General features: G+C 72.2%; 14 protein-coding genes. 11 read left to right on the forward strand and 3 right to left on the reverse strand.

Features of this window, described 5'->3' with window-relative positions:
• Window positions 1-659 precede the first annotated feature (659 nt).
• The 4 genes from ACVV2G_RS23085 (at window position 660) to ACVV2G_RS23100 (ending at window position 7,165) form a co-directional block, all read left to right on the forward strand.
• The gene (locus ACVV2G_RS23085) at window positions 660-1,880 is read left to right on the forward strand and encodes an aminotransferase class III-fold pyridoxal phosphate-dependent enzyme (protein WP_453844739.1); all 1,221 of its coding nucleotides are present in this window, start codon (window positions 660-662) and stop codon (window positions 1,878-1,880) included.
• Window positions 1,881-2,234: 354 nt separating this feature from the next.
• Window positions 2,235-4,079: an IucA/IucC family protein gene (locus ACVV2G_RS23090; protein ID WP_453844740.1), complete on the forward strand. Its 1,845-nt coding sequence runs from the start codon at window positions 2,235-2,237 to the stop codon at window positions 4,077-4,079.
• 106 nt (window positions 4,080-4,185) lie between these two features.
• On the forward strand, window positions 4,186-4,878 hold the full coding sequence (locus ACVV2G_RS23095; RefSeq protein ID WP_453844652.1) for a GNAT family N-acetyltransferase: 693 nt from the start codon (window positions 4,186-4,188) through the stop codon (window positions 4,876-4,878).
• A 310-nt stretch (window positions 4,879-5,188) separates the two neighbouring features.
• Complete coding sequence (locus ACVV2G_RS23100) at window positions 5,189-7,165, forward strand: ATP-dependent DNA helicase (RefSeq protein ID WP_453844653.1); 1,977 nt, start codon at window positions 5,189-5,191, stop codon at window positions 7,163-7,165.
• A 127-nt stretch (window positions 7,166-7,292) separates the two neighbouring features.
• Here ACVV2G_RS23100 and lexA read toward each other — a convergent pair whose 3' ends face one another.
• Window positions 7,293-8,072 carry a transcriptional repressor LexA gene (lexA, locus tag ACVV2G_RS23105; RefSeq protein WP_453844654.1) on the reverse strand — a complete coding sequence of 260 codons (780 nt, stop codon included), beginning with the start codon at window positions 8,070-8,072 and terminating at the stop codon, window positions 7,293-7,295.
• 578 nt (window positions 8,073-8,650) lie between these two features.
• On the opposite strand from lexA, the gene nrdR reads away from it, so the two are divergent.
• The gene (gene nrdR, locus ACVV2G_RS23110) at window positions 8,651-9,202 is read left to right on the forward strand and encodes a transcriptional regulator NrdR (RefSeq protein WP_453844655.1); all 552 of its coding nucleotides are present in this window, start codon (window positions 8,651-8,653) and stop codon (window positions 9,200-9,202) included.
• A gap of 167 nt (window positions 9,203-9,369) precedes the next feature.
• Window positions 9,370-12,264, forward strand: coding sequence for a vitamin B12-dependent ribonucleotide reductase (locus ACVV2G_RS23115; RefSeq protein WP_453844656.1), 2,895 nt, complete (start codon window positions 9,370-9,372; stop codon window positions 12,262-12,264).
• 96 nt (window positions 12,265-12,360) lie between these two features.
• Here ACVV2G_RS23115 and ACVV2G_RS23120 read toward each other — a convergent pair whose 3' ends face one another.
• Window positions 12,361-12,894 carry a TerD family protein gene (locus ACVV2G_RS23120; protein WP_453844657.1) on the reverse strand — a complete coding sequence of 178 codons (534 nt, stop codon included), beginning with the start codon at window positions 12,892-12,894 and terminating at the stop codon, window positions 12,361-12,363.
• A 156-nt stretch (window positions 12,895-13,050) separates the two neighbouring features.
• On the opposite strand from ACVV2G_RS23120, the gene ACVV2G_RS23125 reads away from it, so the two are divergent.
• The 5 genes from ACVV2G_RS23125 (at window position 13,051) to ACVV2G_RS23145 (ending at window position 17,058) form a co-directional block, all read left to right on the forward strand.
• Window positions 13,051-13,656, forward strand: a complete 606-nt coding sequence (locus ACVV2G_RS23125; RefSeq protein WP_453844658.1) for a YdbC family protein — start codon at window positions 13,051-13,053, stop codon at window positions 13,654-13,656.
• A gap of 117 nt (window positions 13,657-13,773) precedes the next feature.
• On the forward strand, window positions 13,774-14,433 hold the full coding sequence (locus tag ACVV2G_RS23130; protein WP_453844659.1) for a histidine phosphatase family protein: 660 nt from the start codon (window positions 13,774-13,776) through the stop codon (window positions 14,431-14,433).
• A gap of 12 nt (window positions 14,434-14,445) precedes the next feature.
• On the forward strand, window positions 14,446-15,351 hold the full coding sequence (locus ACVV2G_RS23135) for an ADP-ribosylglycohydrolase family protein (RefSeq protein WP_453844660.1): 906 nt from the start codon (window positions 14,446-14,448) through the stop codon (window positions 15,349-15,351).
• A gap of 304 nt (window positions 15,352-15,655) precedes the next feature.
• Window positions 15,656-16,357, forward strand: a complete 702-nt coding sequence (locus tag ACVV2G_RS23140) for a ribonuclease HII (RefSeq protein WP_453844661.1) — start codon at window positions 15,656-15,658, stop codon at window positions 16,355-16,357.
• A 68-nt stretch (window positions 16,358-16,425) separates the two neighbouring features.
• Window positions 16,426-17,058, forward strand: a complete 633-nt coding sequence (locus ACVV2G_RS23145) for a hypothetical protein (RefSeq protein WP_453844662.1) — start codon at window positions 16,426-16,428, stop codon at window positions 17,056-17,058.
• A gap of 249 nt (window positions 17,059-17,307) precedes the next feature.
• On the opposite strand, the gene ACVV2G_RS23150 is transcribed toward ACVV2G_RS23145, so the two are convergent.
• Entirely contained in the window at window positions 17,308-17,916 is a 609-nt protein-coding gene (locus ACVV2G_RS23150) for a hypothetical protein (RefSeq protein WP_453844663.1), read from the reverse strand.
• Between the last annotated feature and the right edge of the window lie 93 nt (window positions 17,917-18,009).

The raw sequence follows: 18,009 nt of genomic DNA on the forward strand, positions 1-18,009 counted from the left end.
GGGGGAGTTCCGACGGAACGGCAACGGTTCGGATACAAGCCGTCTGACCTGGCCCGTCGCATCAACGGGCTGACGCTCCGTGCGAGGGCGACCGGCGGACCGGCGGCGCCCTCGCCCGGCACCGCACGGTCCGTCGGCCCGCCGCCTCGGACCATCGGCCCGGGCACCCCTGGGCGGAGCGCCTCCCCGGGCGTGGCGCCTCCGGGACCCGTCCTCGGGCCGTGCGCTTCCGGGACCCGTCCTCGGGCCGTGCGCCTCCGAGACCCGGGCCGTCGGCCTCCGCTCGGCCGAGGACGTACGGGCGGCCTGCACGAGAGCACTCCGGGACCGCCGGCGCTCGCCGGGCGCGTTCGTCCGGTGGGCCGGCCGGGAGCGTGTACGCCCCGTGCGGTGAGGGCTGCCTCCGGCCACGTCACTGATCTCCGGTCCACCCGTAACCCGGCGAACGGGCCGCTGTTGTTAGCGGTGGGGTCCGGCTGTCCGGGCGCGGTCCCCCGTGCCGAGGGCGCCCCCGACACGTCGGCGCACGTGCGGACAGCGGGAGGTCGGAAGCCGTGGCGGGATCCGCGTACGGGGGGTTGGCGTCCGAGGGTGGGAACGCCGGGCCGGTCACGGGAACGGGCTCCGCGGGTGAGGCGCCCGCGGGGGCGCACGCCAGGCTGGGGAGCGCCCCGAAGCGTCAGTCGGCGCGTGAATCAGCGGCACGTACCTACGCGCACGCCCTCCCGGTCGTGCCCGTCCGGGCCCGGGGGCTCACCATCGAGGGCGCCGACGGCCGTCGCTACCTGGACTGCGGGTCGGGTGCGGGGACACTGGCCCTCGGACACAACCACCCGGTCGTGCTGGAGGCGATCCGCAGAGTCCTCGACTCCGGCGCACCCCTGCAGGCCATGGGCCTCGCCACCCCCGTCGAGGACGCCTTCGTCACCGAGCTGCTGCGCACCCTGCCGGCCGGGCTGGCCGACCACGCGCGCGTACGGTTCTGCGGACCGGCCGGTACCGAGCCGGTCGCCGCCGCCGCGGCTCTGGTCCGCGCCGTCACCGGGCGCACCCGGATCGTCACCCTCACCGAGTCCGACCACGGTTCGAGCACCGGGACCTGCTGCGCGGCCGGCCCCGCGCGACGACCGGCGGGCGTGATCCTGGAACCGGTCCGCAGTGACGCCGGAGTGCTGGCCGCCCCCGATGCCTGGATGCGGGAGCTGCGCCGCGTCACGGCCGAACGGTCCGTCCCGCTGATCGCCGACGAGACCGAGACCGGCGTCGGCCGCACCGGCGCCCTCTGGGCGGTCGAGCACGCTGGAGTCGTCCCCGACGTCCTCGTCCTCTCCAAGGCGATCGGCGGCAGCCTGCCACTCGCGGCGGTGGTGCACCGCGACGAGCTGCACCCGGGAGGGCCCGGGGCCGACGCCTTCCGCGGCAACCAGCTCGCGCTGGCAGCGGGCGCGGCCACCCTCGCCCACGTGCGCGAACACCGCCTCGCCGCACACGCCGCAGCGCTCGGGGCCCGGATGCTGAGCCGGCTGCGCGGCCTGGCCGAGGAGTTCCGGTGTGTCGGCGACGTGCGCGGGCGGGGTCTGCTGATCGGTGTCGAGCTGATGGCCCCGGACGGTACGCGCCCGACCCCCGGCAGCGGCGCGGGCGCCGCGTCCGTTGCCGCCGCCGAAGTGGCGGCAGCCGTCCGGCGGGCGTGTCTGCGCCGCGGGCTGATCGTGGACCTCGCGGGCGCGAGCGGGAACGTCGTACGACTGCTGCCGCCGCTGATCATCACCGAGGAGCAGGCCTCGGCGGTCCTGGACCGCCTCGCCGACGCCGTGGGAGCGGTGGAACGCAGCCACGGCGACCACGCCCCACCACGCACGGCACGCGCCGCGCGCTGAACTCCGCCGTCCAGGCCCAGCACGTCACGAGGACCCGCCTTGCACACCGACCCCACGCCCGAAGGGCCATCCACCACCACCGCCACCGGATCACCCGCGACCGCCCGCGCGGAGCCGGAGCGGGCACCCGCCCGCTCCACACCGGCCTCCGTCGCCGGTCCCGTGCTTCCCGGGCAGGTTTCCGCGGTGCACCGCGCATCATCCGGTCCTGTGCCGGACTCGACCGCCGAAGCCGAAGCCGAAGCCGAAGCCGAAGCCGAAGCCGAAGCCGGAGCCGAAGCCGGAGCCGAAGCCGGAGCCGAAGCAGACGCCGAAGTTGAAGCAGACGCCAGTGCCGCCGCCGACCCCGCGTCCGTGCCGGCCCCCGCCTCCGCTCCCGTACCGGCTTCCGCCCCTGTGCCGGCCTCCGTCCCCGTGCCGCCGCCGGCCGACCCCCGGGGCCGGCCCGGCCCCTGCACCGAGGCCCGGGCCGCGGCCGTGGAGAACCTGCTGCGCTGCTGGGCACGCGAGACCGACGCGTCCGCTCCCGGCAACGGCGGCCTCCGTGTGCCGCTCCCGGCCAGCGGCACCTCCCTGACCGTTCCCGTTGCCTACTGGTCGCCGACGGGCTGCCACCGCTTCGGCCCGCCCCGCCTGGCCGACGCCCCCGCCTCGACGCCCCCCGTGGACGCCGTCACGCTCGCCGCCCTGTTCGTACGGGAGATGACCGGCGATCGGGGGTCCGACGGCGCCGACCTCGTGGCACGCGTCGCCGACTCCGTCCGCCGCACGGCCGTGTTCCTCCGCGACCGCCGGGAACGCCCCGCCCACGGCCCCCGCGACCGCTCCGACCTCTTCCTCGCCGCCGAGCAGGCGCTCCTCCTGGGGCATCCGCTGCACCCCACCCCGAAGAGCAGGGAGGGCCTCACCGAGGCGGAGGCGCGCCTGTACTCACCCGAACTGCGCGGCTCCTTCCCCCTGCACTGGCTGGCGGTCGCCCCGTCCGTACTCGCCACCGACTCGGCCTGGACCGAGCGCGGCCGTCCGGTCACCGCTCCCCGGCTCACCGCCCGCCTCGCCGGCGACGGCCCGGCGCCGCCCGACGGATACGCACTCCTGCCCCTGCACCCCTGGCAGTCGCGCGCGGTGCGGCACCGGCCGGAGACCGCGGCCATGCTGGACGCCGGACTGCTCAGGGACCTCGGCGCCCAGGGCGCCCCGTGGCACCCCACCTCCTCCCTGCGGACCGTCCACCAGACCGGCGCCCCCGCCATGCTCAAGCTCTCGCTGGCCCTGCACATCACCAACTCCCGCCGGGAGAACCTCCGCAAGGAACTCCACCGCGGAGTCGAGGTCCACCGTCTGCTGCGCAGTGGTCTGTCCCGCCAGTGGCAGGCCGTCCACCCGGGCTTCGACATCGTGCGCGATCCGGCCTGGCTCGCCGTGGACGGGCCGGACGGCGAACCCGTACGAGGGCTCGACGCCGTCATCCGGCACAACCCGTTCCGGCCCTCGGACGACGTCTCCTGCGTCGCCGGTCTCGTCGCCCCGAGGCCGCACGGGCGCGCGGACGGCTCGGACCGGGATCCCGCCCGCGTCCCGCGATCCCGGCTGGCCGAGGTCGTCACCCGGCTCGCCGGGCGCACCGGCCGCCCCCGCGCAGCCGTGGCCACCGAGTGGTTCCTGCGCTACCTGCACCAGGTCGTCCACCCCGTGCTGTGGCTGGACGCGAACGCCGGGATCGCCCTGGAGGCACACCAGCAGAACACACTCGTCCTGCTGGACGCCGACGGATGGCCCGCCGGGGGCCGCTACCGGGACAACCAGGGCTACTACTTCCGCGAGTCATGGCGCGCGGAACTCGATGCCCGGCTGCCCGGCATCGGCGAGCACAGCGACACCTTCGTCCCCGACGCGGTCACCGACGAACGCTTCGCCTACTACCTCGCCGTCAACAACGTCTTCGGCCTCGTCGGAGCCTTCGGCTCCCAGCACCTCGCCGACGAACGGCTGCTGCTGGCGGCCTTCCGGCGCTTCCTCCGGGGCCTCGCCCTGGGCCGGAGCCCGCTGCGCAGTCCGCTGCCCGAGCACCTCCTCGACTCACCCGTACTGCGCTGCAAGGCCAACCTGCTGACCCGGCTGCACGGCCTCGACGAACTCGTCGGTCCGGTGGACACCCAGTCCGTCTACGTCACCATCACCAACCCGCTGCACACCTGAGCGGGTCGCCGGCCCCCCGGTTCCCCCATCCACCTGCCCTCTCCCCTCCTGCTCCTCTCCCGCTGCACCTCCTCTTCCTCTGCTCCTCCGCCGAAAGAGCGACACCGTGGCCTCCACCGATGCGAGCACCGACGACACCCTGGACCTCCACCTGCCCGAGGAGTTCATCGCCCTCTTCAGGCAGGAAGGCGGCGGCCGGGCCGGGACGCGGACACCACCGCCCCACGACGACCTGCTCGACCGTGTCGCCGGCTGGGGGCCGGCCGCCACCCCCGAGGGTGAGTTCCACCTGGTGCCCGTCCACGTCGAACGGGACGTTCCGCTGATCGCCCGCTGGATGAACGACCCCGCCGTCGCCGCGTTCTGGGAGCTGACCGGCCCGGAGGGTCGCACCGGGGACCACGTACGGAACCAGCTCGCGGGTGACGGGCGCAGCGTGCCGTGCGTCGGCGTGCTGGAGGGCGTGCCGATGAGCTACTGGGAGATCTACCGGGCCGACCTCGACCCGCTGGCCCGCTACTGTCCCGTCCGGCCGCACGACACCGGCCTCCACCTGCTGATCGGCGATTCCGCCGACCGCGGGCAGGGTCTCGGTACGACGCTGCTCAGGACCGTCACCGACCTCGTCCTCGCCAGGCGGCCCGCCTGCACGCGCGTGCTCGCCGAACCGGACGTCCGGAACACGCCCTCCGTCGCCGCGTTCCTCGGTGCCGGGTACCGGTTCTCCGCCGAGGTCGACCTGCCGGCCAAACGTGCCGCCCTCATGATCCGTGAACGCTCCTCGCACGAACTGCCGTAGCGCCCCCCCGCCCGGCCCACGGTGCCGTGTCCTCCCGGCGCGGCACCGTACCGCTGGCCGCACTGCCGTGCACCGGCCTCAGCACCGCAGGCCTCAACATCGTGCCCCGGCCTCAGCACCGCCACTCGCCCCGCCCCGCCCCGCCCCGTCGGCCGCAGCTCCGCACCGCCGGCCGCGGCCCCGCCACTCCGCCCACCGGCCCCGTCCCTCCAGGAGCCCCCGTGTCACCGTCGCCTCCCCAGCCCCGCCCGTCCCTCGCGCCCGCCTTGCCCGCACGTTTGTCAGTCCTGGGCCGTAGGGTGGTCGCGCTATGACGAAGCCCTCACTCCCTGAACTTCTGCACGCCGCCGTCACCGCTGTCGGCGGCACGGAGCGTCCCGGCCAGGTGGCCATGGCCGAAGCCGTCGAGGAAGCCATCGACGGCGGCTCCCATCTGCTGGTCCAGGCCGGCACCGGCACCGGCAAGTCGCTGGGGTACCTGGTGCCCGCACTGGCCCACGGGGAGCGGGTGGTCGTGGCGACCGCGACCCTGGCCCTCCAGCGCCAGCTGGTGGAGCGGGACCTGCCGCGGACGGTCGACGCGCTCCACCCCCAGCTCCGCCGGCGGCCGGAGTTCGCCATGCTGAAGGGCAGGTCGAACTACCTGTGCCTGCACCGGCTCCACGAGGGGGTGCCGCAGGACGAGGAGGAAGGCCTCTTCGACCAGTTCGAGGCCGCCGCCCCCACCAGCAGGCTGGGCCAGGACCTGCTGCGGATGCGTGAATGGGCGGACGAGACCGAGACCGGCGACCGCGACGACCTCACGCCCGGCGTCTCCGACCGCGCCTGGTCGCAGGTGTCGGTGTCCTCCCGGGAGTGCCTGGGCGCCTCGAAGTGCGCCTACGGCGCCGAGTGCTTCGCCGAGATGGCCCGCGAACGGGCGAAGCTCTCCGAGGTCGTCGTCACGAACCACGCACTGCTGGCGATCGACGCCATCGAGGGCGCCCCGGTGCTTCCGCAGCACGAGGTGCTGATCGTGGACGAGGCGCACGAGCTGGTCTCCCGGGTCACCGGGGTGGCCACCGGCGAACTCACCTCCGGCCAGGTGAACCGTGCGGTGCGGCGGGCCGCGAAGCTCGTCAACGAGAAGGCCGCCGACCAGCTCCAGACGGCCGCCGAGGGCTTCGAGCGGCTGATGGAGCTGGCGCTGCCGGGCCGCCTGGAGGAGATCCCGGAGGATCTCGGCTACGCGCTGATGGCGCTGCGCGACGCCTGCCGTACGGTCATCTCGGCGATCGGCGCGACCCGCGACAAGTCCGTGCAGGACGAGGACGCGGTCCGCAAGCAGGCGCTGGCCTCGGTGGAGTCCGTGCACGACGTGGCGGAGCGGATCACGAACGGCTCCGAGTGGGACGTCGTCTGGTACGAGCGGCACGACCGCTTCGGCGCCTCGCTGCGGGTCGCCCCCATGTCCGTCGCGGGCCTGCTGCGCGAGAAGCTCTTCAGCGACCGCTCGGTCGTCCTGACCTCCGCGACCCTGAAACTGGGGGGCGACTTCAACGGCGTCGGAGCCTCGCTGGGCCTCGCCCCGGAGGGCACCGAGGGCGACGACGTGCCGCGCTGGAAGGGCGTCGACGTGGGATCGCCCTTCGACTACCCCAGGCAGGGCATCCTGTACGTCGCCAAGCACCTGGCGCGTCCCGCTCGTGACGGCGACCGCGGTGACATGCTCGACGAGCTGACGGAACTGATCCAGGCGGCGGGCGGTCGCACGCTGGGGCTGTTCTCCTCCATGCGGGCCGCCCAGCTCGCCGCCGAGGAGCTGCGCTCGCGCATTCCGGAGTTCCCGATCCTGCTCCAGGGCGAGGAGACCCTCGGCGAGCTGATCAAGAACTTCGCCGCCGATCCGGAGACCTGCCTCTTCGGCACGCTGTCGCTCTGGCAGGGCGTCGACGTCCCGGGACCGAGCTGTCAGCTGGTCGTCATGGACAAGATCCCGTTCCCGCGCCCGGACGACCCGCTGATGAGCGCCCGCCAGAAGGCGGTCGAGGAGGCCGGCGGCAACGGCTTCATGGCGGTCGCCGCAACGCACGCCGCGCTGCTGATGGCTCAGGGCGCCGGCCGCCTCGTACGGGCGTCGGGGGACCGCGGGGTGGTCGCCGTACTCGACCAGCGACTGGCCACGGCCCGGTACGGGAGCTATCTGAAGGCGTCCCTGCCCGATTTCTGGTGCACCACGGACCGCAACCAGGTCCGCAAGTCACTCGCCGCGATCGACGCGGCGGCCCGGCAGGCGGAAGGCGGCTGAGCGCGGGGCCTTGGCGCCCGCCCCGGGGGCGGCCCGGACAGCGCTGGGCCCCGGAACCGGCGCAGTGGTTCCGGGGCCCGGTCGGGTCGGCGGGGCGCTGTCGACGCGCACCCGCCCGCCGTGGCGCTCAGACGCGGCGCAGTACGGCCACCACCTTGCCGAGGATGGTCGCGTCGTCACCCGGGATCGGCTCGTAGGCCGCGTTGTGCGGGAGGAGCCAGACGTGGCCGTCCTCGCGCTTGAAGCGCTTCACGGTCGCCTCGCCGTCGAGCATCGCGGCCACGATGTCGCCGTTCTCGGCGACCGGCTGGCGGCGGACCGTGACCCAGTCGCCGTCGCAGATGGCGGCCTCGATCATCGAGTCGCCGACGACCTTCAGGACGAACAGCTCGCCGTCGCCGACCAGCTGCCGGGGCAGGGGGAAAACGTCCTCGACCGACTCCTCGGCGAGGATCGGGCCACCGGCGGCGATGCGCCCGACGAGCGGCACGTACGACGCGGCCGGCTTGCCTGCGGTGTCCGTGGGCTGGACGGATGCGGCCTGGTCGGAGCCGCGCACTTCGTAGGCGCGCGGACGGTGCGGGTCGCGGCGCAGGAAGCCCTTGCGCTCCAGTGCCATCAGCTGGTGCGCGACGGAGGAGGTGCTGGAAAGGCCGACGGCCTGGCCGATCTCCCGCATCGACGGCGGGTACCCGCGCCGCTGCACGGAGTCGCGGATGACCTCGATCACCCTGCGCTGCCGGTCGGTGAGACCCGAGCTGTCCGCCCGGATGCCCGGAGGTCGGCCCGGTAGGGAGCGCTTGTGTCCCTCTGGATTGGTGGCGTCGTTCATCGCGTGCACCGGCTCAGGTCGGCCCTGGGGGCGGTCCTGGGCAGTGATGATGGCACTGTCGGCGGTGGTGGTCACGTCGGCCCCTCTCGATGGTCTCCCTGCTGCACAACGGTAGTAGCTTTCGAAAGGTTGCGCCAAACACACGTTCGAGTGAAAAAACGCGAATCGTTTACCCGGAACGCATGTAGGGGTGTATGGCTACCGCGAGGCCCGGCGGACAAAAGGGATCATTGCTGTACTCTTCACCGCCGTGGTGACCACCTCGGCGGGCGTCGCTCCAGTCTGCCATCCGGCATCCCGTTCGACGGGGCGGGCCCGTCATCTCTGCGGCAGTCCCACGCCCCCTCCCCGAGGCGCCCACGGTATCTCCGCATGCCCCGGGAGGATGCGGGCATGCGGGTGGGCGTCCGTCCGTACGGGGGCGGCCGCTCCACAGCGGGGTGGCCGCCGGTACGCACGGGAGCGACACGCGTGCAGTGTGTGTATGTGTGAGCCGATCCCTACATGTAGTGGTTGGATGGCACCAGCAGCCCACAAGTTGTGGTCCCCCGGGTCTTCGGGCCCGCTGCGATCGCCTATGCTGGGGGCTGCTTCGAGGGGCCTGAAGAGCCCTTTGGGGTCATTGAGTCTGCTGTGAGGAGGGTTCGGAGTTCATGCACTGCCCCTTCTGCAGGCACCCCGACAGCCGCGTCGTCGACAGTCGTACGACGGACGACGGCACGTCGATCCGCCGGCGCCGCCAGTGTCCGGACTGCTCCCGTCGTTTCACGACCGTGGAGACGTGCTCGCTCATGGTGGTGAAGCGGTCCGGGGTCACCGAACCGTTCAGCCGCACCAAGATCATCAACGGCGTGCGCAAGGCCTGCCAGGGCCGGCCCGTCACCGAGGACGCGCTCGCCCAGCTCGGCCAGCGGGTCGAGGAGGCGGTTCGGGCCACCGGGAGCGCCGAGCTGACCACCCATGACGTGGGTCTGGCCATACTCGGCCCGCTGCAGGAACTCGACCTCGTCGCCTATCTGCGATTCGCCTCCGTCTACCGGGCGTTCGACTCGCTCGAGGACTTCGAGGCCGCGATCGCGGAGCTGAGGGAGGCGACGGAGCGACCCGGCCCGGACGACGGCGAGGCCGGCGCGGGGAGCCAGGAGAACGACCGCGGGCCCACGGGGACGGCACAGGTCCCCGAGCCCGCAGGCGCCGCCGACTGACCGGCGGGCCGGGCCCGGACTCCGGTGCCTGGGCCCGGCCGGACGGCGGCACGTGAGAAGGACCTGTTGCGGGCGGAATGAGAGACGCCCGCAATACCAGACAGAACACCGTGCCCCAGGAACAATCGGGGCACTTCAGGGCGTTTTAGCCCGTACAGGGAGGCGGCATGACAGAGACGGCGAGCGGTCCGGCACGGAGTTCCCGCGCCAAGGGCCCGAAGGCGGGCAAGGGACTCCGGGTCGAGCGCGTCCACACCACCCCCGGAGTCCACCCCTACGACGAGGTGGCCTGGGAGCGTCGCGACGTCGTCATGACCAACTGGCGCGACGGCTCGGTCAACTTCGAGCAGCGCGGCGTCGAGTTCCCCGACTTCTGGTCGGTGAACGCGGTCAACATCGTCACCAGCAAGTACTTCCGCGGTGCTGTGGGCACCCCGCAGCGCGAGACCGGCCTCAAGCAGCTGATCGACCGCATCGTGAAGACGTACCGGAAGGCCGGTGAGGACCACAGGTACTTCGCCTCACCCGCCGACGCCGAGATCTTCGAGCACGAGCTGGCCTACGCCCTCCTGCACCAGATCTTCAGCTTCAACAGCCCCGTCTGGTTCAACGTCGGCACGCCCCAGCCGCAGCAGGTCTCCGCCTGCTTCATCCTGTCCGTCGACGACTCCATGGAGTCGATCCTCGACTGGTACAAGGAAGAGGGCATGATCTTCAAGGGCGGCTCGGGCGCCGGCCTGAACCTCTCCCGGATCCGTTCCTCCAAGGAACTGCTGTCCTCCGGTGGCAACGCCTCCGGCCCGGTCTCCTTCATGCGCGGTGCCGACGCCTCCGCCGGCACGATCAAGTCCGGCGGCGCCACCCGCCGGGCCGCCAAGATGGTCATCCTCGACGTCGACCACCCCGACATCGAGGGTTTCATCGAGACCAAGGTCAAGGAGGAGGAGAAGATCCGCGCCCTGCGTGACGCGGGCTTCGACATGGACCTGGGCGGCGACGACATCACGTCCGTCCAGTACCAGAACGCCAACAACTCGGTCCGCGTGAACGACACGTTCATGAAGGCCGTCCAGGACGGCGGCAAGTTCGGCCTGACGTCCCGCATGACCGGCGAGGTCATCGAGGAGGTCGACGCCAAGGCGCTCTTCCGCAAGATGGCCGAGGCCGCCTGGGCCTGCGCCGACCCGGGCATCCAGTACGACGACACCATCAACCACTGGCACACCTGCCCGGAGTCCGGCCGCATCAACGGCTCGAACCCCTGCAGCGAGTACATGCACCTGGACAACACGTCCTGCAACCTCGCCTCGCTGAACCTGATGAAGTTCCTCGAGGACGACGGCAAGGGCAACCAGTCCTTCGACGCCGAGCGCTTCGCCAAGGTCGTCGAGCTGGTCATCACCGCGATGGACATCTCCATCTGCTTCGCCGACTTCCCGACCCAGAAGATCGGCGAGAACACCCGCGCCTTCCGCCAGCTCGGCATCGGCTACGCCAACCTCGGCGCCCTGCTGATGGCGACCGGCCACGCGTACGACTCCGACGGCGGCCGCGCCCTGGCCGGTGCCATCACCTCCCTGATGACCGGTACGTCGTACCGCCGCTCCGCCGAGCTCGCCGCGATCGTCGGCCCGTACGACGGCTACGCCCGCAACGAGCAGCCCCACCTGCGGGTCATGAGGCAGCACTCCGACGAGAACGCCAAGGCCGTCCGTGTCGACGACCTGGACACGCCGATCTGGGCCGCCGCCACCGAGGCCTGGCAGGACGTGCTGCGCCTCGGCGAGAAGAACGGTTTCCGTAACGCCCAGGCGTCCGTCATCGCCCCGACCGGCACCATCGGTCTGGCGATGTCCTGCGACACCACCGGCCTGGAGCCCGACCTCGCCCTGGTCAAGTTCAAGAAGCTGGTCGGCGGCGGCTCGATGCAGATCGTCAACGGCACCGTCCCGCAGGCCCTGCGCCGCCTGGGCTACCAGGAGGAGCAGATCGAGGCGATCGTCGCCCACATCGCCGAGCACGGCAACGTGATCGACGCCCCCGGTCTCGCGCACGAGCACTACGAGGTGTTCGACTGCGCCATGGGTGAGCGCTCCATCTCCGCGATGGGCCACGTCCGCATGATGGCCGCGATCCAGCCGTGGATCTCCGGGGCCCTCTCCAAGACGGTCAACCTGCCGGAGTCGGCCACCGTCGAGGACGTCGAGGAGGTCTACTTCGAGGCCTGGAAGATGGGCGTCAAGGCGCTCGCCATCTACCGCGACAACTGCAAGGTCGGCCAGCCCCTCTCCGCGAAGACCAAGGAGAAGGAGAAGACCGAGGTCGCCGAGAAGGCCGAGGCGGCCATCCGCGAGACGGTCGAGAAGGTCGTCGAGTACCGGCCGGTCCGCAAGCGCCTCCCGAAGGGCCGGCCCGGCATCACCACCTCGTTCACGGTCGGCGGCGCCGAGGGCTACATGACGGCGAACTCCTACCCGGACGACGGTCTCGGCGAGGTCTTCCTGAAGATGTCCAAGCAGGGTTCGACCCTCGCGGGCATGATGGACGCCTTCTCCATCGCGGTCTCCGTCGGCCTCCAGTACGGCGTGCCCCTGGAGACGTACGTCTCGAAGTTCACCAACATGCGCTTCGAGCCGGCCGGCATGACGGACGACCCGGACGTGCGGATGGCCCAGTCGATCGTCGACTACATCTTCCGCCGCCTGGCGCTGGACTTCCTGCCCTTCGAGACGCGCTCCGCGCTCGGCATCCACTCCGCCGAGGAGCGTCAGCGCCACCTGGAGACCGGTTCGTACGAGCCGTCGGACGACGAGCTGGACGTCGAGGGCCTGGCCCAGTCGGCGCCGCGTGCCCAGGAACTGAAGGCCGTCGCCACGCCGAAGGCCGAGGTCGAGGCCGCCAAGCCCGCTCCGCAGCAGGCGCACACCAGCGCCGAGCTGGTGGAGATGCAGCTGGGCATCCAGGCCGACGCCCCGCTGTGCTTCTCGTGCGGCACGAAGATGCAGCGCGCCGGATCCTGCTACATCTGCGAGGGCTGCGGCTCGACCAGCGGCTGCAGCTGACGCGTGGTGATCGGTAGGTCCCAGTGAGTAAGGGGCGCCCACTCTGGTGGGCGCCCCTTACCCATCGGATGACGTCCGGCGCTCACGCCCGTGTCGTCAGGGCCTGCGTGCCGCGCCCATGGTCGCGGCGAAGGCGGCGGGGTCGCCCTCGAAGCCGTGCACACCGGCCCGGAACTGCCACGCCCCCGTCTCGCTCCGGACGAACTCGGCGACCGTGGCCGCCGTGGCGCCGGAAACGCCGCTGAAGTCGTCCGTGGCCAGGTCGGTGTACCCCTCCCTGATGCGCAGACCAGGCTGGGACACGTCCCCGAAGGTGCGCCCCTCGGTGCGCTGCTGTATGGCGACGCCCACCACCACGCGCCCGTACCGTGCGTCGAGCCGCTCCAGCTCCAGCGTCATGACCTCGTCGAACCCGAAACCCTGGCCGTCCTGACTGTCCCGGTTCAGATAAATGGTGCCGTCGGGGGAGCGGCTGTCGAAGTGCACCACGTACGCGGGATCGCCGTACGGATCGTCCGCCAGGTAGGTCCCGGCGACCACGTCCAGGTCGGCGGGTGGCTGCCCCGCCGCGCTCGGGTCCCACCGCAGCGCGACCTCGACCTTGCCAATGCCCTTGCTGAGGCCGTTCACAGACTTCCCCTTCCCAGGTCCCCGTCCCCTCCGTCGACCTCAACTGCCGAACGGTGACGGACGGTTGCCCATCCTGCCACGCACAGCGAGCCGGGTGCGGACGAGCGGTCCTCCGGACCGTGACCGGTGCCACGTTCCTGGCCTTACCATGGCGCGGTGCTGGTCAAGTGGATTCGCTGCACCGTGGTGGACCGCCGCGGTTTCGAGCGGGGGCAGCGAAAGTGGGCGGGGCTTCCGGGGGAGCCGGGTTTTCGGGGGCAGGGGGGTGGCTGGAGCCGGGGACGGCCGGACGTGGCGCACGTCTTCGCCTTCTGGGAGAGCCGTGCCTTCTACGACTCCTTCATGGCTCGCTCCCACACCCGGCTCGCCTCGGCCCAGGCGGGCACCTTCAAGAACGCCCAGGTCAGGCTCTTCGACTACCGGTTCGACGTGAAGACGGGCTTCGAGCCGCGCTTCACGGACGCCGACCTCCTGCGGGTGGCGCTCTGCCGCGTGCACGAGGAGCGGGCCGAGCACTACGTGCTCATGCAGGAGAAGGTCTGGAACCCCGCGATGGCCGGTTCTCCCGGCATGGTCCGCGGGCTGTTCGGCGAGGCGCCCGGGAACGAGTACCTGGTGCTGTCCATGTGGCGGTCGGCCGCCGAGCACGGAAAATACCGCGCCGAGCGGGTGGAGCGCCTCGCCCTGCGCGCCCAGACGGAGGCCGACATAGCGGCCCTGACGGGGGACATCGTGCGACTGGAACCGACCTGGACGGTCTGAGAGCCGGACGCCTCCCCGGTGCCGGCATGCGCCGGACCCGAGGGGGCCTGTGTGACGTACGCCGTACGGTGCCTGTTCGAGTCCTTGGTCGCGCCCCTCTCGATCTAGGGTTCTGACATGGCACGACCACGGCGCATCGTTCTGGTCCGGCACGGAGAGTCGATCGGCAACATGGACGACTCCGTGTACGAACGCGAACCCGACCATGCGCTCGCCCTCACCGAGCAGGGCTGGGCCCAGGCCGAGGAGACGGGCAAGGGGCTGCGCGAGGTGTTCGGCCCTGAGCGGGTCAGCGTGTACGTCTCCCCGTACCGCCGGACCCACGAGACGCTGCGCGCCTTCCACCTCGATCCCGGGCTGATACGGGTACGGGAGGAGCCCCGGCTGCGCGAGCAGGACTGGGGGAACTGGCAGGACCGCGACGACGTGCGCCTGCAGAAGGCCTACCGGGACGCCTACGGGCACTTCTTCTACCGCTTCGCCCAGGGCGAGTCCGGGGCCGACGTGTACGACCGGGTCGGCGGCTTCCTGGAAAGCCTCTTCCGCAGTTTCGAGGATCCCGACCATCCGCCGAACGTGCTCCTGGTGACGCACGGCCTGGCCATGCGGCTGTTCTGCATGCGGTGGTTCCACTGGACGGTCGCGGAGTTCGAGTCGCTGTCGAACCCGGGGAACGGCGAGGTGCGGATGCTGGTGCTCGGTGCGGACGGCAAGTACGCCCTCGACCGGCCCTTCGAACGCTGGCGGGATCCGGAACCGTACGGAAGCACCGGATAGAGTGGCAGGGCGATGACCGCTCATTCATCTCCCGACGAGCGCCTGGACCGGGCGCTGTCCAGCCTGCGCGGCCTGTCGGTGGGGGACGCGCTGGGATCACAGTTCTTCGTGCCCCAGAACCACCCGCTGCTGAAACGCCGCGAGCCGCCCCCCGGCACCTGGCAGTGGACGGACGACACGGAGATGGCCTGCTCCGTGGTCTCCGTCCTCGCCGCCCACCGCCGCGTCGACCAGGACGCCCTGGCGCTCTCCTTCGCCCGTCACCACGACGTCGACCGCGGCTACGGTCCCGCGGTCAACCGGCTGCTGCGTCTGGTCCGGGAAGGCGGCGACTGGCGCGAGCAGGCCGCCGCGCTGTTCAACGGCCAGGGTTCCTGGGGCAACGGGGCCGCGATGCGCATCGCGCCGCTGGGCGCCTGGTACGCGGACGACCCGGAGCAGGCGACCCACCAGGCGGAGATCTCGGCCTACCCCACCCATCAGCACCGTGAGGCGGTGGTCGGTGCCATGGCGGTCGCCGCTGCCGCAGCCCTGGCCGCGGGCCCCGGCGGTCCGCCGACCGCGCACGCGCTCCTGGACGGGGTGATCGCCCTGGTCCCGAGGAGCGCGGTCGGCGCCGGACTGCGACGCGCCCGGGACATGCTCGACTACGGCGACACCGCCACGGTCGCGGCCGTGCTGGGCTGTGGCAGGCGTACGACCGCCCACGACACCGTGCCCTTCGCGCTCTGGTCCGCCGCCCGCTCCCTCGGGAACTACGAGCGTGCCTTCTGGACGACCGCTCAGGCCGGCGGGGACGTGGACACGACCTGCGCCATCGTCGGCGGGGTGGTCGCCGCCGACACGGCGGGAGCGCCGCCGGCCGAGTGGGCGGGGCGGGTCGAGGCGCTGCCCGGGTGGCTGGCGACGCCGGCCTAGCGGGTCCGTGCCGTACGTCCGGCTCGACGGGCCCGTGTCGGCGACTCTCCGTGTCCGCAGGGAACCCCACGTGACCGTCCGTCCGTTGTCGTGACATCCGCTGCGCGAGCGGTGTGCACCGCGCGGCGCCGTGACGGACACGAGGGGGGACCATGGACGTGCCGGTGGTCGAGGAGTCGATCGGCCGGCCGATGATGCCGCAGCCGCGGTCCGACGGCGTCCGCCCCCGCCTGCGCGGGTCCGGAACGGGTTGGGGGGACCGGGGTGTCGCCGAAGGATCGGGGCGGCGTACGCTAAGGGCGTCATGCCGTACGAACCGCCTACTCACACCGTCGAGCGCTCTCTCCGCGCCACGACCGGAGCGAGGATCATTGCCGGTGTCGACGAGGTGGGGCGCGGTGCATGGGCCGGTCCCGTTTCCGTCTGCGCCGCGATCACCGGACTGCGCCGGGCCCCGGCCGGCCTCACCGACTCCAAGCTGCTCACCCTCAAGCGACGCACCGAACTCGCCGAGGAGCTGCGGACATGGGTGACGTCCCATGCCCTGGGGCATGCCTCTCCCGAGGAGATCGACGCGCTGGGGATGACCGCGGCGCTGAGGCTGGCGGCGGTACGTGCTCTTGAGTCCCTGCCGATCCGTCCCGACGCCGTCATCCTCGACGGCAAGCACGACTATCTCGGGGCGCCTTGGCGGGTGCGTACGGTGATCAAGGGCGACCAGTCCTGCGTGGCCGTCGCGGCCGCTTCGGTGCTCGCCAAGGTCCAGCGCGACAAAATGATGGCCGAACTGGGCGTCAACCATGCAGACTTCGCTTTCGCGGACAACGCCGGCTATCCGTCGCCCGTGCACAAGGCGGCACTGGCGGAGCGGGGGCCCACCCCGCACCACCGTTTGTCGTGGGCGTATCTTGATGCGCTGCCCCAGTGGCGGCACCTCAAGAAGGTCCGCAGTGCGGTGGACGGAAGCGCTCCGGAAATCGAGGGTCAGCTCGGATTCGATTTCTGACGGTTCCCCACGTCGGTATGTGCCACCCGCCGACGCGAGCCGCACCAACGTTTGATAAACATCAGCTCATGCCTCTCATTCCCGAGGAGCCTCAGATTCACGAGAAGGCCCAGGGTCCCCGCGCCACTCCGGCCAGCGGCCGTACCGCGCCGACCCCCCGCCCCGTACCCGGCCCCCGTCCCGCGGCTCCACCGCGCCCCGGCCGCCCCGGCCCCGTGCGGCCGGCACCGCCGACGCAGCGTGCGTCGCGCGAATCGGCCGCGGCCACACCAGGCCCGTCGAGTCCGGCTGCTCCGGCCGCCGCCCCGGCCGCCCCGCAGATCCAGCTGATCCCGGCCTCTCCCGAAGGCGCGCTCGACGCCGCCGAAGAGGCCGTGGACCTGTTGCTGGACTCGGGGCGTACCCCCGGCGACGTGCTGGTGATCACTACCGGCGAACCCCACCCGTGGGCCGCCCACGAACTGTCCTTCGGCGACGCCGCCTACTGGGCGCAGCACGACGCGGGCGACGACGTCTTCTACGCGGACGCCGCCGTCGCGGACCGTGCGGTGTCGCGGGCCGTGGTCGTGGTGGCGCTCAACGGTGGCCCCGAAGCAGCCGCTGTCACCGCCCTGTCCACGGCCCGCTCCCGGGCCGGCACCCTGCTGATCGTCTGTGGTGACCCGCAGCGCGTCAACTCGGTGCTGGGCACGGCGGCCTGAGTCCGTCCCGGCACCCGCACCGGTCGTCGCTGTGGCGCCGGGGCCGCTGAACCGGCCGCCGCCCGGTGGTCGCCCCGGTGTGTCCCGGAGCCGAAGTGGCCAGTCGGCGCATGGGCGTCGGCGGTGCCTTCGGCGTCCCGGACACAGGTCCGGGACGTCGCGGCGGGGCCTCGGAACGTAGGCGGTCCCCGCCCGTCCGGCCCAGGCTCCGCCGCCGGTACGGCGACCGGCGGACCGTGTCGAGGTCGCTCAGCGCGCCGCCGCGCGGCGCAGCACGTCCGAGGCGACGCCGCCGGTGCGCGGTGGCGGCGTCTCGGACGTGGCGAACGGCTCGCGCTCCGACGCCGCGTGGGGCCGGCGCCCGCCGCGACCCTCGCCGAGGACCTGCCAGCCGTCACCGGTCAGCGTGATGTACGCGCCGCACCGCAGCCCGTGCAACGTGCACGCGTCCCGCAGCCCCCACATCCACGCGCCGTCCTCCTCGGTCCAACGCGCGTCCCCCTCACGGCAGTAGAGCAACACGGCGGTGCGCACCGGAGTGCGGCGCCGCAGGTCGTGCGGGATGACGCGACGCAACTGGGCGAGGAGCGCGTTGCGGAACATCCACCCGTCGGCCGGGGCTCGGCGACTGGTGAACGAGGCACTCGCACACAGGCGTTCGTCCGGATCGAGTACGGCCACGACCGCGGTCGCCGGTTTGGGGTGGTGCCGCGCGTGCAGCCCGCTGACGACCTCTCGCGGATTGCGCAGCAGAGGGATTCCGGCGGCGGCCCACTCCGCCGGTTCGAGCATGCGAGTGGCGGAAGCGGCGGACGATGACAATGACGCCGCCGAGGACGGAGCGAATCCGAAGGTCACGTTCCTCCCTTCGGCTGCGCGCCCACACTGCGGGCGGGGACGGATTCGGGGGAGCGCGCACCGCAGTGAAGCCCTGCCGGATCACGGACGAGC

The organism is Streptomyces sp. JK94, from assembly GCF_053613315.1.